At 70.2% G+C, this 22,771-nt stretch carries 25 protein-coding genes; 15 read left to right on the plus strand and 10 right to left on the minus strand.

Annotated elements, in window-relative coordinates:
• Both E0500_RS09705 and E0500_RS09710 read right to left on the minus strand, forming a co-directional pair.
• Positions 1-798 carry an ABC transporter ATP-binding protein gene (locus tag E0500_RS09705; protein ID WP_181586930.1) on the minus strand — a complete coding sequence of 266 codons (798 nt, stop codon included), beginning with the start codon at positions 796-798 and terminating at the stop codon, positions 1-3.
• Positions 795-1,049 carry a hypothetical protein gene (locus tag E0500_RS09710; protein ID WP_131567875.1) on the minus strand — a complete coding sequence of 85 codons (255 nt, stop codon included), beginning with the start codon at positions 1,047-1,049 and terminating at the stop codon, positions 795-797. The genes E0500_RS09705 and E0500_RS09710 overlap by 4 nt, the downstream gene beginning before the upstream one ends.
• Positions 1,050-1,362: 313 nt before the next feature.
• Between E0500_RS09710 and E0500_RS09715 the strand changes: the two genes are divergently transcribed.
• The 4 genes from E0500_RS09715 (at position 1,363) to E0500_RS09730 (ending at position 5,269) form a co-directional block, all read left to right on the plus strand.
• Positions 1,363-2,598 carry a sensor histidine kinase gene (locus tag E0500_RS09715; RefSeq protein ID WP_258573230.1) on the plus strand — a complete coding sequence of 412 codons (1,236 nt, stop codon included), beginning with the start codon at positions 1,363-1,365 and terminating at the stop codon, positions 2,596-2,598.
• Between the two features lie 16 nt (positions 2,599-2,614).
• Positions 2,615-3,274, plus strand: coding sequence for a response regulator transcription factor (locus E0500_RS09720; RefSeq protein WP_165935121.1), 660 nt, complete (start codon positions 2,615-2,617; stop codon positions 3,272-3,274).
• Between the two features lie 118 nt (positions 3,275-3,392).
• Complete coding sequence (locus E0500_RS09725) at positions 3,393-4,376, plus strand: CPBP family intramembrane glutamic endopeptidase (RefSeq protein ID WP_309505007.1); 984 nt, start codon at positions 3,393-3,395, stop codon at positions 4,374-4,376.
• 167 nt (positions 4,377-4,543) lie between these two features.
• Positions 4,544-5,269, plus strand: a complete 726-nt coding sequence (locus E0500_RS09730) for a DUF4328 domain-containing protein (RefSeq protein WP_131567867.1) — start codon at positions 4,544-4,546, stop codon at positions 5,267-5,269.
• Positions 5,270-5,380: 111 nt separating this feature from the next.
• Here the strand turns inward: E0500_RS09730 and E0500_RS09735 are convergent, their stop codons facing one another.
• The 5 genes from E0500_RS09735 to E0500_RS09755 form a co-directional block, all read right to left on the minus strand.
• Positions 5,381-6,733 carry an adenylosuccinate lyase family protein gene (locus E0500_RS09735; protein ID WP_131567865.1) on the minus strand — a complete coding sequence of 451 codons (1,353 nt, stop codon included), beginning with the start codon at positions 6,731-6,733 and terminating at the stop codon, positions 5,381-5,383.
• A gap of 8 nt (positions 6,734-6,741) precedes the next feature.
• Positions 6,742-8,187 (minus strand): cation:dicarboxylate symporter family transporter, encoded by a 1,446-nt coding sequence (locus E0500_RS09740; protein WP_131567863.1) that lies wholly within the window; start codon positions 8,185-8,187, stop codon positions 6,742-6,744.
• A 251-nt stretch (positions 8,188-8,438) separates the two neighbouring features.
• Positions 8,439-9,146, minus strand: a complete 708-nt coding sequence (locus E0500_RS09745) for a GntR family transcriptional regulator (protein ID WP_309505008.1) — start codon at positions 9,144-9,146, stop codon at positions 8,439-8,441.
• Between the two features lie 204 nt (positions 9,147-9,350).
• A complete protein-coding gene (locus E0500_RS09750) occupies positions 9,351-9,551 on the minus strand; it encodes a ferredoxin (RefSeq protein WP_131567859.1) in 201 nt (66 codons plus the stop codon).
• 26 nt (positions 9,552-9,577) lie between these two features.
• A complete protein-coding gene (locus E0500_RS09755) occupies positions 9,578-10,801 on the minus strand; it encodes a cytochrome P450 (protein ID WP_131567857.1) in 1,224 nt (407 codons plus the stop codon).
• 269 nt (positions 10,802-11,070) lie between these two features.
• Here E0500_RS09755 and E0500_RS09760 point away from each other — a divergent pair, with 269 nt between their 5' ends.
• Together E0500_RS09760 and E0500_RS09765 are read left to right on the plus strand one after the other, a co-directional pair.
• Complete coding sequence (locus E0500_RS09760; protein WP_131567854.1) at positions 11,071-11,538, plus strand: MarR family winged helix-turn-helix transcriptional regulator; 468 nt, start codon at positions 11,071-11,073, stop codon at positions 11,536-11,538.
• A 66-nt stretch (positions 11,539-11,604) separates the two neighbouring features.
• The gene (locus tag E0500_RS09765; protein ID WP_131567852.1) at positions 11,605-12,300 is read left to right on the plus strand and encodes a flavin reductase family protein; all 696 of its coding nucleotides are present in this window, start codon (positions 11,605-11,607) and stop codon (positions 12,298-12,300) included.
• 580 nt (positions 12,301-12,880) lie between these two features.
• On the opposite strand, the gene E0500_RS09770 is transcribed toward E0500_RS09765, so the two are convergent.
• The gene (locus E0500_RS09770; protein ID WP_131567850.1) at positions 12,881-14,224 is read right to left on the minus strand and encodes a hypothetical protein; all 1,344 of its coding nucleotides are present in this window, start codon (positions 14,222-14,224) and stop codon (positions 12,881-12,883) included.
• A 193-nt stretch (positions 14,225-14,417) separates the two neighbouring features.
• On the opposite strand from E0500_RS09770, the gene E0500_RS09775 reads away from it, so the two are divergent.
• The 9 genes from E0500_RS09775 to E0500_RS09815 all read left to right on the plus strand — a co-directional run bounded on the left by E0500_RS09775 (position 14,418) and on the right by E0500_RS09815 (position 20,069).
• Positions 14,418-14,831, plus strand: coding sequence for a recombinase family protein (locus tag E0500_RS09775; protein ID WP_131567848.1), 414 nt, complete (start codon positions 14,418-14,420; stop codon positions 14,829-14,831).
• Positions 14,832-15,072: 241 nt separating this feature from the next.
• Positions 15,073-15,261: a hypothetical protein gene (locus E0500_RS09780; protein ID WP_131567846.1), complete on the plus strand. Its 189-nt coding sequence runs from the start codon at positions 15,073-15,075 to the stop codon at positions 15,259-15,261.
• Positions 15,262-15,433: 172 nt separating this feature from the next.
• Positions 15,434-16,450 carry a radical SAM protein gene (locus E0500_RS09785; RefSeq protein ID WP_131567844.1) on the plus strand — a complete coding sequence of 339 codons (1,017 nt, stop codon included), beginning with the start codon at positions 15,434-15,436 and terminating at the stop codon, positions 16,448-16,450.
• The gene (locus E0500_RS09790; RefSeq protein ID WP_309505009.1) at positions 16,447-17,112 is read left to right on the plus strand and encodes a thymidylate kinase; all 666 of its coding nucleotides are present in this window, start codon (positions 16,447-16,449) and stop codon (positions 17,110-17,112) included. Before E0500_RS09785 ends, E0500_RS09790 begins: the two co-directional genes overlap by 4 nt.
• Positions 17,075-17,572 carry a hypothetical protein gene (locus E0500_RS09795; protein ID WP_131567842.1) on the plus strand — a complete coding sequence of 166 codons (498 nt, stop codon included), beginning with the start codon at positions 17,075-17,077 and terminating at the stop codon, positions 17,570-17,572. The genes E0500_RS09790 and E0500_RS09795 overlap by 38 nt, the downstream gene beginning before the upstream one ends.
• Positions 17,569-18,363: an STM4013/SEN3800 family hydrolase gene (locus tag E0500_RS09800; protein WP_131567839.1), complete on the plus strand. Its 795-nt coding sequence runs from the start codon at positions 17,569-17,571 to the stop codon at positions 18,361-18,363. The genes E0500_RS09795 and E0500_RS09800 overlap by 4 nt, the downstream gene beginning before the upstream one ends.
• An 18-nt stretch (positions 18,364-18,381) precedes the next feature.
• Positions 18,382-18,825: an NUDIX hydrolase gene (locus E0500_RS09805; protein WP_131567837.1), complete on the plus strand. Its 444-nt coding sequence runs from the start codon at positions 18,382-18,384 to the stop codon at positions 18,823-18,825.
• Positions 18,826-18,882: 57 nt separating this feature from the next.
• Positions 18,883-19,215: an NUDIX domain-containing protein gene (locus E0500_RS09810; protein WP_258572705.1), complete on the plus strand. Its 333-nt coding sequence runs from the start codon at positions 18,883-18,885 to the stop codon at positions 19,213-19,215.
• A 257-nt stretch (positions 19,216-19,472) separates the two neighbouring features.
• Positions 19,473-20,069, plus strand: coding sequence for a TIGR03086 family metal-binding protein (locus E0500_RS09815; protein WP_131567835.1), 597 nt, complete (start codon positions 19,473-19,475; stop codon positions 20,067-20,069).
• A gap of 40 nt (positions 20,070-20,109) precedes the next feature.
• On the opposite strand, the gene E0500_RS43655 is transcribed toward E0500_RS09815, so the two are convergent.
• Entirely contained in the window at positions 20,110-20,997 is an 888-nt protein-coding gene (locus E0500_RS43655) for a hypothetical protein (protein WP_258572707.1), read from the minus strand.
• Positions 20,994-22,751, minus strand: a complete 1,758-nt coding sequence (locus E0500_RS43660) for a condensation domain-containing protein (RefSeq protein ID WP_399120179.1) — start codon at positions 22,749-22,751, stop codon at positions 20,994-20,996. Before E0500_RS43660 ends, E0500_RS43655 begins: the two co-directional genes overlap by 4 nt.
• Positions 22,752-22,771 lie beyond the last annotated feature (20 nt).

Genomic DNA, 22,771 nt, shown 5'->3' on the forward strand with positions numbered 1-22,771 from the left:
CTAGCGCTCCCCCAACGCGACGAGACGGTCGGCCAGTTGGGGAGCGGTCGGGGCATCCAGGGCCTCGACGACGCGGCCGTCGGCCATCACCAGCGCCCGGTGTGCCCGCGCGGCGGCGGCCGGGTCGTGGGTGACCATGACCACGGTCTGGCGCAGCTCGTCCACGAGGTCGCGCAGCAGGTCGAGGACCTGGTGGGCGCTGTGCAGATCCAGCGCCCCGGTCGGCTCGTCCGCGAACACGACGGCCGGCTTCGCCGCCAACGCCCGTACCACCGCGGCCCGTTGCTGCTGACCGCCGGAGAGTTCGGCGGGGCGGTGGGCGAGCCGGCCCGTCAGCCCGACCCGCTCGACCAGCGTGTGCACCCAGTCCCGGTCCGGGCGCCCGCCCGCCAGGCGCAGCGGCAGCGTGATGTTGTCCTCGATGGAGAGCGAGGGGATCAGGTTGTACGCCTGGAACACGAACCCGATGCGTTCGCGGCGCAGCTCGGTACGGCGGGTCTCGTTCAGGCCGGCGATCTCGTGGCCGTCGATGCGGATGCTGCCCGATGTGGGGGAGTCGAGCCCGGCGGCGCAGTGCATCAGCGTGCTCTTGCCGGAGCCCGAGGGCCCCATCACGGCGAGGAACGTACCGTGCTCCACGGTCAGCGACACGTCGTCGAGGGCGCGGACGTCCCCCGGGTACGTCTTGCTCAGGTTCGCCAGCGCGATGGCGGGCGCGGGGGTGGGCGCGGGGGTGGGCGTGGGGGCGTGGCCCGCGGCGGGGCCGAAGTGGCCGGGCCGGGTGGTGGCGTTGTTCATCGACGTCCCCGCAGACCGCGCACGGCGAGGGTGCTCGCGCAGAGGGCGGTGACGACACCGCAGGCCAGGTGCACCCAGAGGTCGGCACCGCCGATCGAGGCGACCGTGTTGGCGACCACGCTGATCACCAGGAGTATCCACAGCAGCGTCCGGGCGACGTCCCCACGGGAGACGGCCGGCGACGCCGTGCCGGGAGTGCTGTCGGCGGCGGTGAGGCGGTAGGGGTCCGCGTCCGTGTGGGTGCTGGCCATGGGGGGTCCTCTGCTCGGTTCGTTTCTCGTCGGCTGTCGTCACCGACGCTACGGACCGGGGCCCTCCCGGCCGATCCCGCAGCCCGCCCGGTTCGAGGTACAGCAGGCTGTACCTTCCGGCTCCCGTACTGACGGCCAACTCGTCCGCTGCATAGGGTCGTTCGCGACCAAGGGAGGGTGAGGGCGCATGGCCATACAGGACACCGCGGCCGGCGAGCGGGGTGCGCGGCGGGAACCCGAGCAGGGTGGGGAACGGGACGCCGGGCAGGGCCCGGAAGGGGGTGCGGGCGTCAAGGACGTTGCCCTGCGGGCCATGAGTGACGCGGGCGGCGCGATCGGACAACTCGCCTCCGGGATCGGTACGGCTGCGACCGCGCTGCTCGTACTGGTCTGGCTGGCCGTCACCGCCCTGCTGAGCGTCGTCGGGGTGGGGCTGCTGATGGTGCCCGGCGTGCTGGGCGCGCTGCACGCCCTGGCCGGCCGGGAACGCGCCCGGCTCGCCCGTTACGGCCCCGAGGTCATCGCCCCGGAGCCTCCGCCCACCCAGCTGCGGCTCGCCCTCGTCGACCCCACCACCCGGCGGGAGCTGCGCTGGCTGGTCCGGCACGCCACCCTGGGGCTGCTGCTCGGCGTGCTCGGTGCGCTGCTGCCGCTCGTCGCCGTGCGCGACACGGCCTTCCCGCTGGTGTGGAAGCTCGCGCCCGAGGGCGCGACCGCCACGTCCATCGGCTTCGGCACCGCGGAATCCTGGCCGGAAGCCTTCGCGGTGACCCTCCTCGGCGTGGGCTGGATCGCCATCATCCTCGGCCTCTCGCCCGGTATGGCGCGGCTCCAGGCGCAGCCGGGACGGCTGCTCCTCGCGGTCGGCCCCGACACCGATCTCTCGCTGCGTATCGCGGAGTTGACCGCCACTCGCGCCGCCGCCCTGGACGCCCACGCCACCGAGCTGCGCCGTATCGAGCGCTCGCTGCACGACGGCACCCAGAACCGGCTCGTCACGGTCACCGTCCTGCTCGGGGCCGCCCGCCGCCAGGTGGCCCGCGACCCGGCCGGAGCGGACGAGCTCCTCGAACGCGCCCAGTCCGCCGCCGAACAGGCACTGGCCGAACTGCGCACCGTCTCGCGGAGCATCCTGCCCCCGGTCCTCGCCGACCGGGGACTGGCCGGCGCGCTGTCCGGGCTGGCCGCCGAATGCGCGGTGCCCTGCCGTACCGATGTCGAGGCCCCCGAGCGGTGCGCCGCCTCCGTCGAGGCCACCGCCTACTTCGTCGTCGCCGAGGCCCTGACGAACATCGCCAAGCACAGCGGTGCCGCACAGGCCGCGGTGACGGTCCGTGCCCGCGGCGGCCGGCTGAACCTCCGTATCGAGGACGACGGCCGGGGCGGCGCTGGGGGCACCTCCCAGGCTGTTGGCACTGGGGGAGAGGAGGGCGGTTCCGGACTCACCGGAATCCGCCGCCGGGTGGCGGCACACGACGGTACGCTCCGCGTGACCAGCCCGCCCGGCGGCCCGACAACCCTTGAAGTGGATCTTCCCTGTGGATCGTGACCTGGTGGATCGTGACCTGCGCATCGTGATAGCCGAGGACGACCCGTTGCTGCGCGAGGGGCTCGCCCTGCTGTTGCGTGCGGAGGGGCTCGACGTGGTGGCCACGGCGGGCGACGGCGACGGGATCCTGGAGGCCATCGACGCGCACAAGCCGGACGTCGCCATCCTCGACGTACGGATGCCGCCCACGCACACCGACGAAGGCGTCCGCGCGGCCGTCGAGGCCCGGCGCCGCCGCCCCGATCTGGCCGTTCTCGTGCTGTCCGCGTACGTCGAGCAGTCCTTCGCCACCGAACTGCTCACCGGCGGTGTGAACGGCCTGGGTTATCTGCTCAAGGAACGGGTCGGGCGGGTGGAGGAGTTCCTCGACGCACTGGGCCGGGTGGCGTCCGGCGGCACCGCCATCGACCCCGAGGTCGTCGCCCAGCTCTTCACCCGCTCCCACCAGGACACCCGCCTGGAGCGGCTCAGTCCCCGCGAGCGGGACGTCCTCGGGCTGATGGCCGAGGGGCTGGGCAACGGCGCGATCGCGGAACGGCTCGTCGTGACGGACGGCGCGGTGCACAAGCACATCCGCAGCATCTTCGCCAAGCTCGACCTGTCGCCCGCCGACCAGGTGGACCGGCGTGTGGCCGCCGTCCTGCAGTACCTGGAGGACGCCCGGCGCCGGGCGTGACGACCCCGGAGGTACAGCCTGCTGTACCTCCGCTTGGGGGGGCGCACGGCAATGACCCCCGGACCTGGGGCTGATGTGCTTGACACGTCAAGCCAGCCCCCTCCGAAGGGACATCACGGTGAGCCCCCGAACACCCGTCAGCACCGAGACCGCACCGGTCGCCGAGGCCGCCAAGGCTGCCGAGGCCGCCTATGCCGCCAAGGCCCGTGAGGAGCGCGCCACCGGCCTGCGGGGCAGCATGCACCGCCGCCCCGTGACCTGGTTCTTCGTGCTGGCCTATGTGTTGAGCTGGGCGGCCTGGACACCGTATGTGCTGTCGCAGAACGGCCTGGGGGTCTGGGACTTCGCCTTCCCCGGAACCGGTGCCGCCCCCCAGCTCCTCGGCATCCTGCCCGGCGGCTACCTCGGCCCGATCGTGTCGGCCCTCCTGCTGACCGGGCTCACCGAGGGCCGCGCCGGACTGCGGGCCTGGCGCGGCCGGATGACCAAGTTCCGGGTCAACTGGCGCTGGTACGCCGTGGTTCTCCTCTCGGTGCCCGCGGCGCTGACCATCACCTCGGCCGTGGTGACCGACAGTGGCCCCGCGATGCCGACCGCCCTGGTGCTGGCCGCGTTCCTGCCCGGCCTGCTCGGGCAGATGGTCACCACCGGTCTCGCCGAGGAGCCCGGCTGGCGCGAGTTCGCCATGCCCCGGCTGCAGGAGCGCTACGGCCCGCTGGCCGCCACCGCCATCGTCGGCCCGCTGTGGGGCGTCTGGCACCTGCCGCTGTTCCTGACCGAGTGGGGCGGCTACCCGGACGTGACCTGGGTCGACGTGCTGAAGTTCGTCATCACCGCGATCGCCTTCAGCGTCGTGATGACCTGGGTGTTCAACCGCTCCAGCGGGAGCATGCCGCTGGTCATGCTGCTGCACTGCGGAGTCAACAACTACTTCTCCATCGCCGCGATGGACATGTTCCCGGGGCTGACCCGCCAGGACGCGAGCAGCGCCTTCCTGCTCGGCTCCCTGGTGGGGGCCCTCATCGTGCTCGTCGCCACCCGGGGGCGGCTCGGGGCCGAGTCGGCGTCGGGCGACGGTGCGCTGCCGGGGCGGACGGCCTGAGGAGGCGATCCGCTCGACGCACCGACGAGGGCAGCCGGCCACCGTGGCCGACTGCCCTCGCCGCATGTGCGTCGCATGTGCGGCGGATGTGCGGCGGACGTGCGGATGCATGAATGTGGCTGACGTTGCATCCGGAGGAACAGATTCAACGTCTACGAGGACATGACATGGACAAGGATGACCCGGTGAACGGCAACACGACACACCCGCCCCTGCGCCCGGTCCGCGGAACCGCCCGCGTCGCCGTCGTGGCGCTGGCCCTGGCGGCCGTCGCCTGGGCGGCCCGAGCCGTATGGCACATACGGCTCTCCGTGGCGGGCATGCCGGCGGCCGGGCCGATGGACCAGGGCGGCGGACAGCACCGCCCGCCGACCGCGCTGGAGGACGGCTACCACATCGTCAGTTCCGTGGGGGACGCCGTCACGGTGCTCTGCGCGGCCATGTTCCTGAACTGGCTGTGGCGCGTCCGGGACAACGCCCGCGCCTTCTCCGGAGAACGCCCGCGCTACATCTGGCCCTGGATGTACCTGGGCTGGATCGTGCCCATCATGAACCTGTGGGTGCCGCGCGGCATCGTCGTGGACATCCACCGGGCGAGCGCCCCGGGCGAGCGGCTGCCGGGCGTCGTGAACTGGTGGTGGGGGCTGTGGCTGGCCGGGATGCTCGGCGGGGCGGGCCTGATCTACGCCGACGACACGGACGACGTCATCGTGCGCGCCTACACCGACGTAGGCCTGCTGCTGGCGGCCGACGCGGCCGTCATCGGCGCGGCCGTGGCCTGCGCGCTCGTCGTCCGCACCCTCACGACGGTGCAGCAGGACCGCCTGGACCGGACGGCACGGGACGAGTCCGCGGGCGCCTCCGAGTCCGCGGACGTCGCGGCCCGGGGATGAACCGGCGTGGATGTGCCCTGTGATCCTGTGACCCTGCGGCGCGAGTCGAGGGCCGCAAGGCCACACGGCCACAGGGCCACAGGGCCACAGGGCCACAGGGCACACCCTGTGCTAGTGCGTCGCGGGCCGGATGACGTTGAGTGTCATGGCCTTCGCACTGCCGAGGTAGCGGGCGGGGTCGCAGAGTTCCTTGATCCGGTCGGCGCCGAGATGGTGTACGAGGTCGGAGTGTGCGAGCAACTCGGCCTCCAGCGTGGTGCCCGTTTCGATGGCCGCGCGGCAGGCGTCGTAGACGATCTCGTGGGCCTGGTTCCGTCCCAGGACGGGGGCGACGTCCATCATCACGGCCTCGGCGACGATGAGGCCGCCGGTGAGGTGGGTGTTCTGCCGCATCCTGTCGGCCTTGACCTCCAGGCCGGAGAGCATGAACTCGGCCTGGTGCAGTGAACTGGAGATGAGCAGGAAGGCTTCCGGCACGGTGGCCCACTCCAGGTGCCAGGGGCCGGTGGCGCGTTCGAAGTCCTGCATCGTCGCGTCCAGCATGGTCGAGGACTTGTCCCGGAGCAGCTTGGCGGCCGCGAACATGAGCTCGCTGGAGATGGGGTTGCGCTTCTGCGGCATCGTGGAGCTGGCGCCACGGCCGGGTACGAAGGGCTCGGCGAGTTCTCCGAACTCGGAGGAGCACATCATCATCACGTCCCAGGCGATCTTGCCGAGGGAGCCGCCGACGGAGGCGAACAGGCCGACCAGTTCGACGAGTCCGTCGCGGGCCACGTGCCAGGTGATGGCGGGGTCGCGCAGGCCGAGCTCCTCGGCGAGCGCGGCCCGGGTGGCCAGTCCCTCCGGCCCTTCACCCAGGGAGGCGAGCGTGCCGGCGGCGCCCCCGAACTGGACCATCAGCGCGCGTCGGCGGGCCTGTTCGAGGCGTTCGGCATGGCGGTCGAGGGCCGAGAGCCAGACGGCGCAGCGGTAGCCGAAGGTGACGGGCAGGGCGTGCTGGAGGTGGGTGCGGCCGGCGGTGACGGTGTCCACGTGCTCCGCGGCCAGGGCCCGGAGCGTGTGGCGGACCTGGTCCAGCTGCGTCTGGAGCAGAGCGATGCCCTGCTTGCACTGGAGCATCACGGCGGTGTCCATGATGTCCTGGGTGGTGGCGCCCCAGTGGAGGTAGCGGCCGGCTTCGCCGCACTGGTCGGCAACCTGCTTGACGATGGGCAGCACCGGGTAGCCGACGATCTCGGTCTCCGCGCGGAGCCGGTCCAGGTCCAGCCCCTCGAAACGGGCCTTGAGGGTGATGTCCCCGGCTGCCGCGGCGGGGATGACGCCGACCTTGGACTGGGCGCGGGCCAGTGCGGTCTCGGTGTCGATGATGCGCTGGATGTAGGCGGAGTCGCTGAACACCTCGCGCATGGCCGGGGTGCCGAACATGTCGCGGAAGAGCAGGGAGTCGAAGACGGTCGTGCTCATGGTGGGTCTCACTTCTGCGTGGGGGTGGCGGCGGTTACGGGGGTGGTGGTCCGGTCTTCGGTTATGGGGGTGGTGGTCTGGTCCTCGGATACGGGAGTGGTGGTCCGGTCCTCGGCCGGGATGCCGTCCGGGATGCCGTCCTGTTCCGGCTGGGCGAGGAAGGCCTTGGGGTCGGCGAGAGCCCGGTTGACCTTGTCGATGTCCATCTCCTTGGACCACTTGGCGATGGCGAAGGTGGCGACGACGTTGCCGAAGGTGTTGCAGAAGGCCGTGGCCATGGACATCAGGCGGTAGACGCCGAAGAGGATGGCCACGCCTTCGACGGGGAGGTAGCCGGTGGCGGCTACGGTGGAGGCGAAGACGACGAAGGTGCCGCCGGAGACGGTGGCCGCTCCCTTCGAGGTGAGCAGCATGATGAGCAGCAGTCCCAGCTGCTGGGGGATGCTCATGTCGATGCCGTAGGCGTTGGCGACGAACATGGTGCAGATGGCCATGTAGAGCGAGGTGCCGTCGAGGTTGAAGGCATAGCCGGTCGGCACGACGAGACCGACGGTCTGCTGCGAACAGCCGATCCTGGTGAGCTTCTTGAGGAGGCCGGGCAGTGCGGACTCGGAGGACGCCGTGCCGAGGACCAGGACCATCTCGACGCGCACGTACTGCAGGATGCGCCAGATGTTGAAGCCGGCCAGCAGGCAGACCAGGCCGAGGACGGCGCCGATGAACAGGGCCACGACTGCCCAGTACTGAAGGACGAGTTCGGCCAGGGCCAGGAGCATGCTGCTGCCGTTCGCGCCGACGGAGTAGGCGATGGCCCCGAAGGCGCCGACGGGGGCGAGCTTCATGACGATGTTGACGAAGGCGAAGAACGCCTCGGAGATGACTTCCAGGCCCTTGTTGACCTGGACTTGCAGAGGGCGCTTCAGGCTCAGCAGGCCGATGCCGAACAGGACGGCCAGGACCACGACCTGGAGCAGTTGGCCGGAGGAGAACGCGCCGACGAAATTGTCGGGGACGATGCCCTTGAGGAAGGCGGTGAAGCCGTGCTCGCCCTCCTGGACCGGGGGCGCGTCGCCGGTGACCGCGGCGGTGGAGCCCACGCCCTTGCCGACGTCCAGGACGTTCGCCGCGACCAGGCCGATGACGAGCGCGAGGGTCGAGACGATCTCGAAGTACACCAGCGCCAGGAAGCCGATGCGGCTCGCCTTCCTCAGGTCGCCCGCCGATGCGATGCCCATGACGACGGTGAAGAACACGAGCGGGGCGACGCCCGCTTTGACCAGGGCGAGGAAGAGATCCCCGACGATCTTCAGACCGACGGCGAAGCCGGGGAACAGGAACCCGACGGCGACGCCCAGCGCCATGGCGACGGCGATCTGGGCCCCGATCCCGCGGTACCAGCGACGGGCCGGCGTGGGTGCGGGATCGGTGGTGATCAGCTGCTCCGGTGACCTCATGCGAGTACATCCTTGTCTAGACATGAGCTGTGTCTAGACAAGGATGCTCGCGGAAACGCGGTTGTCAAGAGGTGTTCACGGGGCTCGGGGCCGCGCATCCCGGCGTCCGCGGCGGGGGCGGCGGGATCACCGGCGGCGGTTTTGCCCGGGTATCCGGGTATCCGGAGCTATACGGCGGCGCTGTACGGCGCTGAACGGTGCCGACGCCTTACGCGAGGCGGCGCCTCGCTCGTTGCTCGATACTCGATCGGTCAGCCGCGCTGGAGCGTCGTCTCGTAGACGAAGGTGCCCTGGGCGTGGGTGCTTACGCTGACCTCGAAAAGCCGCCCGTCGGCGTCGAAGTAGCGGCGTACGAATTCGATGCCGGGACTTCCCGGTGCGACCCCCAGATGGGCCGCTGCCTCCGGCGGCACACCCACCGCCTGCACTCGCTGCACCACACGGTCCACGGACCGGCCCACGTGCGACTCGACGAGGTCGGAGATCAAGCGCGGACTGTCATCCAGGGACGCGGCGATGGCCTTCGCGTCCCCGGGCTCCAGATAGACCCTGGCCCAGGACACCACCTGGCCGGAACGCTCCGGGTCCCTGCGCACGGACGTGACGCACACCGTGGGACTTCCTTCCGCGAGCCCCGTGACCTCGGCCAGCTCCTTGTCCACGACGATCGACTCGACGGACAGGATGCTCCGGACCGCGGACTCCCCGTACTGCGTGAGCTCCTGAAGGCTGCCGAGCCGCGTCGTGAAAGCCGGCACGGGCCGTGCCCGCTCCACCCGGGTGCCCATGCCCGGATGCCGGGAGATGAGGCCGCTCGATTCGAGCCGCTGCAGAGCACGGCGAAGCGTTTCCCGTGAGACCTTGTACGTGGCCGCCAGTTCCGGTTCGGTCGGGAGCATGGTCCCCACCGCCCAGTGGCCCGCCGACAGCTTGGCCATCAGGTCGTTCGCAATGACCACGTACCGTGGCTCACCCACGACAGGACCCCCAGCGGACTCTGCAACGCACGACTGAACGCACGACTGAACGCATGACTGAACGCATGACTGTCAGAACCCTAGATCAACCGGCGAGCCCGCCGGCGTCGGCGGCGCACGATCGAGGGGCGGCCTCCACGCGACCGCCCCTGATCAACCGTCAGCCCGCCACACTCCTCTGGAGTACTAGGGGGCTTCGTGGAGCGTGATGGCGGACGCCGGGCACACCGCGGCCGCCTCCCGGACGTTCGAGTGCTGGTCCGGGGCGGGCTCGGGGGCGAGGAGGACGACGATGCCGTCGTCGTCCCGCTGGTCGAACACCTCCGGTGCGAGCAGTACGCACTGCCCGGCACCGCAGCACTTGGCCTCGTCCACGCTTACCTTCATGGTTCTCCCTTTCGTCACCACCCTCGTCACCACCGCACGGGCACCGTACGCAGACCGCCCACGAGGAGTCCTTCGACACGCTGCAACTCCTCGACGGGCACGGCCAGTCGGAGGGTGGGCAGCCTGCGCAGCAGGGTTTCGAGAACGACCTGGAGTTCGGTGCGGGCCAGGGACTGGCCGAGACAGGCGTGCGGTCCGGCGCCGAAGGTCATGTGCGGGTTCGGGGCGCGGGTGAGGTCCATCTCCCCCGGGTCGGCGAAGACCTGCTCGTCGCGGTTGGCGGCGGACAGACTGCAGACGACGGTGGTGCCGCCCGGCAGCAGCTCGCCGCCCACCTCCACGTCCTCCCCGAGGTAACGACGCACTCCGAAGCCGAAGTTGGCGTCAAAACGCAGGACCTCGTCGACCGCGGTACGCACCAGGGAGGGGTCGGCCAGCAGCCGCTCCCAGCGGGTGCGGTCGGCCAGCAGCATGGAGACCATCTTGCCGATCATGTTCGCGGTGGTCTCGTGCCCGGCGACCAGCAGCCCCATGCCGGTGTTCAGCAGCAGGTCGTCGGACAGGCCCTCGCCGTCCTCCGTACTGTCCTTGATCAGGTTGCTGAGCAGGTCGTCGCCGGGTTCGGCGCGCTTGGCCGCGATGAGCTCGGACATGTACTCCGCGAACTCGGTGTACGACTCCCGCGCCTCCTCGGTCGTGTAGCGGCTGATGTTCAGGAACGCGTCGGACCAGTGGGAGAAGCGGTCCCGGTCCTCGGCGGGCGCGCCCAGGAGGTCGCAGATCACGTAGACCGGCAGCGGAAAGCCGACCGTCGCCTTGAGGTCGCCGGGCTGTCCTCGCTCGACCAGGTTGTCGACGAGGGACTCCGCGATGGCCGTCATGCCGGGGCGCAGCGCGGTCACGCGCTTGGCGGTGAGGTACTTGCCGACGTGCCGCCGCCAGCGCAGATGGGCCTCGCCCCGGTCGGCAATGGCCAGCGAGGAGTCACCGTTGGCGACCGGGCCGCCCGCGCCTTCGGGGGCGATCCTGGCGGCTCCGTCCGCGGCGGTCGGGCGGACGAAGCGGGGGTCGGACAGGAGGGCCTTGATGTCGTCGTAGCGGGTGAGGTAGGCGGCCTTGTCCCCGCTGGGGAGTTCGACGGTGGCCACCGGGCACTTGCGGCGTAACTCCTGCCATTCGGCCGGCGCCTCCAGTGGTCCGTCGGTGGGCAGCGGCAGACGCATGGCCGGGTCGTTGGGGCTCGGGCTCATTGGGACATCTCCTTGTGGGGGATCGCTGTTCCGAGGGCGGGCGATGGAGGAGACCTCGCGGTCAGGCGACGGCGACGCCGACACCTGGACGTCTGTGGCGACGCCGGTGCCGCAGCGGGCGTGCCCGTCGGGGAGCGCTCATGAATTGCACATTACACGCGCTGTGCATGATGCAACACTGGTGCATTCTGCACTCCTCCCGCATCCTGCAACTCCACGTAAGGTGAGGCCGTGCGGAGCGGGATACGAAGGGGATGAAGGAGAAGGGCGTGGAGGCCAGGGAGGCGGGGGAGCACATCGAGCGGGAGCTGATGATCCTGATGCGGCACCGGGAACTGTCGGTGCCCCGAGGAGCCCGCGACGGCGGCGCCCTGGACCGCAGCGCCTACGTCCTGCTCAGCAGACTCGAAGTCCAGGGGCCCATGTCCATCCCCGACTTCGTCGAGGCGTTCGGGCTCGCCCCGTCCACCTTCACCCGCCAGACCGCACCCCTCCTGCGCGACGGCCTCGTGGAACGGATGCTCGACCCGGACGGCGGGGTGGCCCGCAAGTTCCGCATCACCGAGGAGGGCACGAAGCGTCTCTCCGCCCAACGCGAGGAAACCGTCACCAGACTGGCCGAGGTCCTGACGGACTGGCCCACCGAACGCCTGCGCCGCTTCGTCTCCGACTTGGAGCAGTTCAACACCGACATCGAACACCTCGCCGGCCGCCCATGGCCGCGCTCGGCGCGCTGAGCGCGAGCGTCAGCGCGGGTGACGCTTCGGCCCGTGCCGAAACGATCGGTTCTTAGGCTGCCCACCATGAACACTGCATCACCTGGCACCCTGCCTGCGGAAACAACAGTCACCCACTTGGAGATCGAGCCCAGCATCCTGTACTTCGGGACGCCAGTGGTGCTCCTCTCGACAGAGAATCAGGACGGCTCGTTCAATCTTGCCCCGATATCTTCCGCGTGGGCCCTCGGACAGACGGTTGTCATCGGACTGGGCCGCGAGGGACAGACCGCCTACAACCTTGGCAGCCGACCTGATCTGGTGATCAGTTTGCCGGCCCCCGCCCAGTGGTCGGCGGTGGAGCGGCTGGCTCCACTGACCGGCCGAAACCCCGTGCCCTCGACCAAGCCCAAGGGCTGCCGCTTCGAGCCGGACAAGTTCGCCGCAGCCGGCCTGACCGGCGAACCGTCCCACTTGGTCCGGCCGCCTCGCGTCGCCGAATGCCCGATCCAGCTGGAGGCCCGCGCCGAGCGGGTGCGGCAGGACGTCTCCGGCGGATTCACCATCGTTGAGGCCGTGGTGCGCAAAGTCCACGCCGACTCGCGCATTGTCGTTCCCGGCACCGACCACATCGACCCCGCCGCCTGGAGCCCTCTCATCTACAACTTCCGCCACTACTTCGGCCTCGGCCCGGAGCTCGGCCATTCCTACCGCACCCAGACACCCCGCACCTCCGAAAGGCCTGCCGCAGAGCCTGCGCTCGATGGCACCGTGCGCAACTGAGTTCAGTCGGTCCGGTCGAAGCCGACGGCAGTCAGGTCCTGTTCGCGCAGTGGCGTGACAATCGCCAGCAGTCCGCAACCCCCGCCTGTTGCTCCTGTGCCTGCCGCTCATCGCGGCCGAGGCAAGGCGTCGAGGGTGTTTCGGGGGACGACGTGGTCGAGGAGGTGCAGGGGGCGGTGGGCGGACTCAGGTGAGGTCGGCGTCGTTCCGCTGTGAGTGCGAGGGACCGGAGGTCCTCCGGCACGTGCGTCTCGGTGGCTTCGAGCGCGAGCAGGCGCCTCCGATCTCATGTGCTGGCACTACTGGAGCGTCCTTACTGCTTTCACCTTTCTGGGCCTGCCACCCACCCTGTGCGCCGTGCACACCGACTACCTCGCCGAGGCGATCGGATTCCGTCGCCCTCAGGCCGTTCCTTGAGGTCGTCGGCTGCCCGCCGCGGCGGGGAGTGCGACGGTTTTCCGGAAACTGTCGCACTCCGCACACCACGTACCCGGCGGCCTGCGGTCCCAGAGGACGGTCTGCAGCGCTGCGGGACTCGCCAACGGCATCCAGTGGGAGCGGGCCGACGCGATGGTGTGAGTCAAGCTGCCTTGAGCGTGGCTACGTTCCGGGCGCGCTCTTCGAGTTGCCGTGCCCCGGCGACGCTGCGGTACGCCGGGAGCGCCTTGAGCATGGTCTTCAGGTGCTCGTCTCCCCTGGCGGAGGAGATCGTCACGTGTTCGTCGAGGAAAGCGTTCCAGCTCTGGCAGGCGGCCTCTATGTGCCGCATACGGAACTGGCGCTCAGCGATCACGCCGAGGCAGTGCAGCCGTCCTTGCCTCTCCAGCAGGGAGCGGGCCGCGTTGGACCGGCGCAGGGCCTTGATGGATCCCTCGGCGTCCTTGAGGTACCAACGCACATGTGCTTCATGGAAGAAGTAGGCGGCCTGGTCGTAGCCGCCTACGGCGTCGCGCCGGTTGTCGGCCTGGGAGAGCGCGGTTTCGGTCTCGCGGAGCCGGGTGAGGGCGGTGTGCCGGTCGCCGGTCATCGCTGCTGCGGCGGCTTGCTGCCCGCGAAGGAAGGCCACCAGGCGCGGCCCCGCGGCCGGTGCCGCCTCGGCGGCTGAGTCCGCGAGGTCGAGCGACTTCTTCCCGTGGCCCAAGTGGCTCGCTTGAAGGCTCATGCCGCGCAGGGTGCGGCAGTAGGTGACGTGGTCTCCGGCTTCGCCGGCGAGGTCAAGCGCTCGCAGGTAGTACTTCTGGCCCAGACCCTGCTGGTCCTCGTACATGGCCATCCAGCCCGTGAGGTACACCAGATCCGCGGCGGCGGCCTTCATGTCCAGCTGGACGCGCTCGGTGCCGGATGCACGCAGGTAGGTCCCCACACTGTTGACCAGGAAGGCGGCGGCCATGGGCCGGGCGTGACCGGCGCCCACCTGATCAAGAATGTCGGCGATCTTGTCTGTCGTCGTGCGGACGGTTTCCACATCGCTGGCGCCGATGTGGACCGTGCGCCCGGCTGCGTCGGCCTCCGTGCGTACGGTGCGGTCGGCACTGTCCTCGAACTTCGGCACGGCCAGCGCGGCAACGTACATGCCGCTCTTCAGCACCCCTCGCCGAGAGGGGTCCATGTCTGCTCGGCTCAAGTCGATCACTCCTGCTACGGGGTCGTGCTCGTTGGCTGGGGGAGTCTCCCAGCCGATCTCGCAGCACGTCACGGGCCGGGCCAGGAGCCGCGAGAGGGCTTCGGCGACAGCGGGCCTCGCCTCCGGCTTCGGCACGCTGCCACTCAGCCAGTGAGACACGCTCGTCTTGTCGTAGTGCAAGGTCACGCCGAGTTCACGCCCCACGGCGTTCACCCTCCTGGCCAGCTGCGCATTTTGGATTCCTCCCGCCTTCATAAGGGCCGCAAGAGTCGTGTTCGGTGTTCGATCACGTCGCGCCATGGAGAACTCCCGAGTGCGTTCAACCAGTTCAACCCTCCCCCCACTGTCCCCCGTTCCGCCCGGTTGCGTAAGGCGGTTGGCTGATTACCGGCCGTGCGCACCCCGGTTGCGAGCGGACGGTTGACGGCCCGCCGGTCCCAGCGAACCGCTGAGGGGGACCGGCGGGCGACCAGACGACGAGGAGGCCTCGACGATGACCCAAGCGGGCATCACGCAGGAACGAACCGCACCCACCGCCCGCCCCGACCCGACCGCCGCTGTGCTGTACGTGTGCGCCGAGCGAGGGACGCTGACCCCGAGCCTGGCTGCGGAGCGCGCGGAGGAAGAAGGCCGGTCCTATGCGGCGGCGCGCGGCGTGCGCATCACGAAGACGATCTCCGACCGCTACGGGGAGCCCGACCCGCAGAAGCGCGAGGGATGGATGCGCGTGCGGGAGCTCGCGGCGGCCGGTTCGGTCGGCGTGGTGCTGGTCCGGTGGCCCGCGGCGATCGCCCCTGACACCGCGCACGAGTGGCGGTATCGCGAGATCCGGTGGCTCTCGGACCATGGCGTACAGGTGCGCTATTCGTGGGCTCCGCTGACGTCGGTCGGGGGCGAGATCAAGTGACAGCCGCACTCGGGCTCGGGCACCGGCCGCATCCCTGGCTCGGCCGCAGCGTCGAGGACACGGCGACCGGCCGCCGCGGCGTCCTGAGGGCGATCGCTCCCGACGTCGACCGGCCGCGCCTGGTTGCGTGGCTGAGGCCGGAGGGCGGCGGCCTGGAATGGACGACGGACCCCGGCGCTCTTGCGAACTCAGCGCCGCTCACGCCGGAGACCCACCCCACGAACCGAAGGAGGAGCCGTCCGTGCAGCGGAAATGGGTCACCGATGACTGCTGGCTCGGGTGCGAGCGCACCGGAGTGCCGGTGATCTGGCTCGGCCCGGTGCAGTGGGACGGTGAGCAGGCCCCTTTCTTCGCGTGTGAGCCCTGCCTCGACCGCCTCAAGGCTCGTGCACTCGCCTCCTTCATGCAGCGACAGCCGGCAACTGCCTGACGTGGAACGGCTGGCACCAAAGTCCCCGCCTGGTGGCCCCGCTGCTTCTGGCCCGGACCGCTGGGAGGTGCATGTCCCAGGGCGGACGTACTTCCCTTTTCCGCGCTGGCCCCCGCCTGGAGTGAACCAGCGCACCACCACCGCGACGAACGCCCCACGAAAGGAGCACGTCTTGACTGTTCCGCTCCCGATGACCGGCGTGGACTGGACCGCGCTGCGGAACTTTGCCGCACTGCGCGGACAGCTCAGGGTCTCCCTGACTCCGAAGTGCAATGAGAAGTGCTGGTTCTGCCACAACGAGGGCGATATCCCGCCGCCCTTCACACACCTGCACCGCGATGTGCGTCCCCGCGAGCGCGAGATGACCGCCGAGGGCTTCCTGAACGTCGTGGACGCGCTGATGGGCGCGGGCCTCAATCGGGTGTACTTCACCGGTGGGGAACCCCTCATGTCGCCCCTGGCCCGGCCGGTCCTCACCCGGCTTCCCGAGCACGGCCCCGACACGACCTACACCCTGATCACAAACGGAACCCTGGTCCGCGCGCATCAGAAATGGCTCGCCACGACCGCCCTGGACAAGGTGAAGGTCTCCCTTCACTACTTCTCCGACGAGTCGCTCAAGGCCATCGCGAACACCCGCATCAGCATCGCGACCATCCTCGACGGGATCGAGGCGGCCCGTGAAATGTTCGAGCGAGTGGAGCTGAACACGCTGGTTCAGCGGGAGAACGAACACGAGCTGCACGACATCCTGGCCTTCGCTCTCGATCGGCGTATGCCCGTGCAGTTCATCGAGTTGGTGGACACCGACTTCAACGCCGACCGGAAGAGCTCCGCGATCGGCGCCCAGGGCATCATCGACCACCTTCGCACCCTGACCAGCGACGAAGAAGTAGAAATCTCCGGCGTCGGACAGGGACGGCGGATCTTCCGCATCGACGGCATCGAGATCGACGTCATCCACCGCGAACTCGGCCGTCACCACGTCGGCCAGTGCGGCACCTGCCCCCTCAAGCCCAAGTGCGTGGAAGGCTTCTGGTCCCTGCGCGTCGACCACGCCGGCGGAATCCAGCCCTGCCTTCTGCGGGACGACCTCCGCATGGACATCCGGCCCCTCCTGGCCGATCCGGAGCAGGTCCCCGCGGCCGTTGCTCAGCACGTGGCCGCTTTTACGGAGGGCACTTTGTGAGCCTTCTGCGCGCCCCGTACACGCCTGGGGCTGAGGGACACCAGAGGTCGCTCGTGGTCCTGGAGGGTGTCTCAGGGGTTGGGAAGTCGACGCTCGCACGCCTGCTGGCCAAGCGGCTCGACGCCACGGCGATCCACACCCTCACCGACCCGCACACCGGCTGGTCCGAGACGGTCAACACCGAGCTTCGGCCGCTTCCCCAGTTCGCCTTCTACCTCTCCGGTCTCCTGCACGCCTCCGACACCATCCGGCAGGCCCTGACCGAGGGGCCGGTGGTGGCGGACCGGTACGCCTCCTCGGCCATGGCCTGCCACGCCGCCGTCAACGGCGTGGGTCTGGACCAGGTGAAGGAGCTGATCACCCCGTTCCGGCCCTACCTCGTCGCGCCGGACACCACCTTCTACCTGCTCGGCTCCGACAGCTCGTTGAAAGTACGGATGGGCACCAAGACGGACGTGAAGCAGGACGACACCGATCTGTTCGACGTCCCCGGCCGCCTCGCCCGACTCAGGGAGAACTTCCTGGACGTCGCCGACGACGACCCCAGCGCGGTCCTGCTCCCCACCGACCGCCGCAGCCCGGAAGACCTGGCCGACATCATCGTCAAGTACCTGGAGGACAGGCGTGCTCAACCCGATCGACACCGACACGGTCATCCGTGACGGCCGCGTCGCCGGCACGTTCCCCGGCGAGATCCACGAGGGCGTGGCCTGGTGGGTCGCCGCCTGCTTCGTCGTAATCGGCCAGGCCGTGCAGATGGCCGTGGCCCACGACGGCCACCCGGCCACGGCCGAGTTCCACCGACGGTTCTGCCTTGGGGCCATTAACGCCCAGCACTGGGGCTGCCAGGTGGCCAGCCTCGGTACGGCCGACCAAGCCCAGCTCCTGCACGCCATGAAGGAACTCGGGGGCGTCCCCGGAGCTCTGCTGACCACGACCGACGGCGACGAGGGGCAAACCGTCACGATCCGCCTCTACGACGTGGACGGCCAGCCGGTCACCGAGGACACCGGTCTGTCCAAGCTGCGAGAGATGATCGCCTCCGACCGGGTTCCCATCCCGGTCAACGACCAGGCCAAGGGCAGCATCACCGAGCGCCGTGACCTGGTGGAGACGCTGTGATCAACGCAGCCGAAGTCATCAGCTCCGGCACCAGCATTCTGTTCGTCACCCTCGACTCCCTGCGCTACGACGTCGCCCGCGCGGCCCTGCACGCCGGGCAAACCCCCCACCTGGCCAGACTTCTGCCGGGCGGGGGGTGGGAGGAGCGCCGCACCCCTGGCACCTTCACCCTCCCCGCGCACATCGCGTTCTTCTCCGGCTTCCTGCCCAAGCTCCCGCAGCCCGTACAGCCACCGCGGCTGTGGGAGTGCCGCCCGCCGGCTTTCAAGACCGTCGACCCCGGCACCTTCGTCTTCGACGCGCCGAACCTCCTCACCGGCCTCGCACAGCACGGCTACCGCACCGTGTGCGTCGGCGGCGTGACGTACTTTTCCCGTGAGACGCCGCTCGGGTCGGTCCTGCCCGACATGTTTCACGACGACCACTGGCGGCCCGAGTTCTGCTCACCCGACCCCGACTCCACACGCCACCAGGCCGACCATGCCCTGACCGCCGCCGAGAAGTACGCCAACGGGCCGCTGTTCCTGTTCGTCAACGTCTCCGCCACCCACGTCCCCCACGGTCACTATGCGGGGGACAGTAACGACACGTGGCAGTCCCAGGCCGCCGCGCTCGCGTACGCGGACGAACACCTCGGCCGTCTGATCGACGGCCTCACCAGCAACGGGAGATGGTTGATCATCGTGTGCGCCGACCACGGCGACGCCTTCGGCGAGGACGGCTACCGCGGCCGTGGCATCGCTCACCCGACCGTGCTGAACGTGCCGTTCGCGGCCTGGTTGTCAGAGTAGGCGGCTACGCTCCGGGCCATGACCGCAGCAACCGACCAGGGGGCGCGGTGCGACGCCTCCGTCATCGTGGCCCGTGACGCGGACGGCATGGTCGCCGTCCTGACCGCCGAATTCCCCCAGCACGGCGGCGAGTACGCGTTCCTGCCCGGAGGGCGCCGTGAGGCAGGCGAGACAGCGGGGGACTGCGCTCGGCGCGAGCTGCGCGAGGAAGCCGGTGTCACTGCCGCCGCCTGGCGCCACCTGGGCTCATTCGCCATCACCCTCGACTCCCCTGCCCGCATCCACCTCTTCCTGGCCGAAGGCCTCACCCTCGGACCGCAGCAACTCACGCCCACTGAAGCGGACTTCAAGCTCAAGTGGTGGCCCATGGCTGACGCGATCACGGCCGCCACCAAGGGGCAGTTCCTGCTGCAGGGCGGCCCGCTGGCGCTGCTGTTGGCCCAGCAAGTGACCTCAGCCTGACAGGAACACACCCCTGATGCCGTTCTCCGACCCGACCAGCCACATCCCCCAGGAAACATGAGCGGACAACCGGCACAGTCCGTCATCGACACACACGTCATCGTTCGCGACGGCGACAAGATCCTCTTCTCGCGGAGGGGCGGACCCTACGGTCGCGGCCGATGGCACATGCCGTCCGGCAAACTCGACGAGGGTGAGCCCCTGACCGTCGGTGCGGCGCGTGAGCTGCGCGAAGAAACGGGCGTCGTCGTCGACCCCGCTCACCTTCGCCTGGTCCAGGTGGTGCACCACCGGCAGGGCGAGGACGCCGAGCGGATCGGCTTCTTCGAGGCCACGAAGTGGGAGGGCAGGCCCGTCAACAAGGAACCGGAGAAGTGCCTCGCAACTTGAATGGTTCACCATTCACGACTTGCCCGACGACATCATCGAGTACCCGGAGGCCGGCCTGCGCGGCTATCTCGACGGCAGTGGCCCGCTCACCGAACACGGCTGGCCGTAGACCGGTACCGGTCCTCTTCCCCGACCTCGGTGGTGCCGTCCGTCACTCTTCGGAGGACGGCCCGCTGTCGCGTTTCTTCAAGACTCGTCGTCGCCGTCCTTCCTACTGTGCCCTCAGGGCAGGTGGGGAAGGGACGACAAGGGACGACATGGAGCTGAGAACCGTAATGGCCAGGGGCTCGGAGGCGGCCGTGGGCGTCGTGCGCGGCATCGGGCCGGACGACCTCGACCGGCGCACCCCGTGCCCGGAGATGACAGTCGGGGCACTCGTGAACCACCTGTTCCACTGGACCGGTGTGCTGGGGCACGCTGCCGCACGAAAGGAGCCGCTGCGGGACCTGCCGGGTCAGGCGGCGGAAGGGCGTGATCTCACCGCGGAGCCGGGCTGGGCCGAGACGTATGCCGTCCGGTCGGCGGCGACTGCCGCCGCCTGGAGCGATCCCGGGGCATGGGCGGGCGAGACGTCCCTGACCGGCGGCGGAAAGCTGCCCGCTCCCTTCGTCGGCGGGATCGTCCTGGGGGAGTGGCTGCTGCACGGCTGGGACCTGGCGGTGGCCACCGGGCAGCGACTGCGCGTGGACGACGAACTCGCGGCGGCGCTCTACGGGGACGTCGCCGGGAAGGCCGAGACGGCCAGGCAGCACAAGGTGTTCGGCCCCGAGGTCGAGGTGCCGCCCACCGCGCCGCTGTTCGACCGCGCACTGGGACTCGCGGGCCGTGACCCGTTGTGGAAGCGACCCGACTGAGACCGTGCCGGGCTCTGTTGCCTGCCGCACCGCCCGCTGTTCATTGCGAGGGAGGCAGGGCGTCGAGGGCGCTCCGGGTGATGACGTGGTCGAGGAGGTGCAGGAGGGCGGGGCGGACTCCGGTGAGGTCGGCGGCGTTCCAGTAGGCGAGGGCGCGGGGCAGGTCGACCAGGCCGTGGATCAGTGGTGGCGCGGGGCGGTTTCCGTGGGGTGGCGACGGGCGGGCCGGGTCGGTCATGTGGGCGTGGAGCAGGGACTCCAGGCGGCATGACGCGAGGGTGCCGGGGAGGTGGTGGCGGCCGGTGGCCTCCAGGCCCGCGCCGGCTGTGCGTGCCAGGGAGCGGAGATCCTCCGGCACGTGCGTCTCGGTGGCGTCGAGCGCGAGCAGGCCGCCTCCGACGACGAGGACGTCCTGCTCGTTCTTCATACGGTCGAGGGCTCGTCCGGTGTCGAAGCAGTGCGGGAAGGAGTCGTCGACGACGATCGTGCCGGGCCGCAGCCGGTCGGGGTCCAGCAGCCTCGTCGGGCCGCTGACCGCGGTGACGACGACGTCCGCCTCGTACACCTCGGCGGGCAGCTCCCGGCCGGACTCGACGACCCGTATGCGCATCGTGGGGTGCTCGGCGGACAGGTCCATGGCGAGGCGGCCGAGCCGTGGGCCGCTGCCGGGCAGGTCGCACAGGACCAGCCGGGCCGGCGGACGCGGGCCGCGGGCCAGCAGCAGCCGTAGCGACGAGGTACCGATCGATCCGCAGCCGACGACGGCGAGGGTGAGTTCCGACAGCTCGCGGCCGGTCGCGTCGAGCGCGGCGTGCACGGTCTTGACCACGGAGACGGTCGTCGTCGCGTGCCCGGTGGTGAGCGCCGTCGTCGTCGCGGGGGTCTCCCGCAGGACGTCGTAGCCGTAGCTGGTCAGGGACGGGATCATGCCGGCGAGCGACACGCACCGTGCTCCGAGCGACGCGGCGAGCTCGACGCCGCGGGCGGTCCGGGCGGCCAGGCCGCCGCCGGGGGCCAGTTCGTCGGCGAACACCGGGAGTGAGACGAAACCCGATCTGCCGAGAGGCGTGGTGACCGCCTCCAGCAGCCTGGCCCGGCCGTCCGGGAAGAGCAGGGCGCGCAACTGTTCCCGCCCGGGTGCCGCCTGCGGGGGCAGTCCGGCGAAGGCGGCCAGTTGGTGGGGGGTGGGCAGGTAGCCGACCAGGGCTGCGTCGAGGTGGGGGCGGGGGATGAGGAGGGGGAGGGAGAGGGGAGGACGGTGGGGGTCGGCTTGGGGCTTGGTGCGTTCTCCAGTTGGTGGCGTATCTCCCCTGCGAAAGCCGTGAGTTCGTCGTCGGTGAGGGCCGTCGCCGACGCGCGGACCGTGACACGCATGCCCTTGCCGTCCGCTGTTGGCCGCACCGCCAGGAACACGTCCGTGCCCACCGGGGGCGGAGCGAGCGCGGTGCCGGTGTCGGTGTCGTCGGTGTGCAGGGTGAGGGTGGTGTCCGGTGGCGTACCGAGGGAGGTGAAGTCGAGGAAGGTGAAGAAGAACTGGGCGGTACGCGGCAACCCCCGGTCCGTACGCAGGTCCAGGGGCCCGGCGGTACGGGCCGCGACCGCCTCGGCGGCGATCCTCCGCAGGTCCTCGCCGAACGCGGGCGGTGTGGGCGGAGTGGGCAGTGTGGGCGGTGTGGGCGGAGCGGGTGGTGTGAGTGGCTCGCCGGGTCCGGCCGGGCGCAGTGCCACCGCCTCGGCGAACGGGCCGAAGACGCGGTGTGCGTCCCGCGTGGTCTCGTCGCGCCCGGTGACTGCCAGGCCGAGCACCAGGTCGCGGCGGCCGGTGAGCGCGGAGAGGGCGCGGTAGTACGCGGTGAGGAAGGGTGCGTACGGCGTGGTGTCGGCGTCCCGTGCGAGGTGGCGCAGTGCCTGTGTCCGGGTGCTGTCGAGGGTGAAGCCCGTGGTGTGGAAGACGGGGGCGGTGGGGCTGTCGGGGCGGGCCGCGCGGAGCACGGGTGGGGCGTAGGGGGCGCGGTGGCGGGCGTCGTAGTCCACAGCCTGTGGATCGCCGGATGGGCGTGGGTTCGATGCCTGCGTACGTTCCGTGAGGAGTGCGACGTGGTCACGGAAGGTGGAGCGCAGTGGGTCCAGGCCGTCGGGCAGGCCTCGCTCGAACCGGTCGTACACGGTGAGGAGTTCGCGGGCGAGCAGGGCGGCGCTGTAGCCGTCACCGATGAGGTGGTGGGCGTGGACCAGGAGGACGTGCTCGTCGGCCGAAACAGTGAACAGGCGCAGACGCAGCAGCGGCCATGCCCACGGTTCGAAGCGGCGTCGTGCCTCCTCGGCGACCCGTTCCTCCAGCACGTCCGGGTGGGCCAGGGTCTCCGTCTCGACGGGCAGGCGCAGCGAGGCGGGCAGTTCCTGCTGCACGGGTGGGCGCGTACCGGCCGGGAAGACGGTGCGGAGCATGGGGTGCCGGGCTACCAGAACGTCGACCGAGCGCTGGAAGAGGTCGTGGTTCAAGGGGCCGGTGAGGCGGAAACGGGCCAGCCAGGCGGAGCCCCCGCCGGGCGCCAGGGAGTTGGTGAGGGAGTCGGTGAGGGCGTCGGCGAGGAGGAAGCCCCGTTGGGAGGGGGTGAGGGGTAGGGGGCGGGACGGTGTCGGTGGCTGGGGACATGGGTGCCGGGTCCGTGGTCTCGCCAGTCTCGGTGGCGGCGTCGACG

The organism is Streptomyces sp. KM273126 (assembly GCF_004337435.2).
Lineage (GTDB): Bacteria > Actinomycetota > Actinomycetes > Streptomycetales > Streptomycetaceae > Streptomyces > Streptomyces acidicola.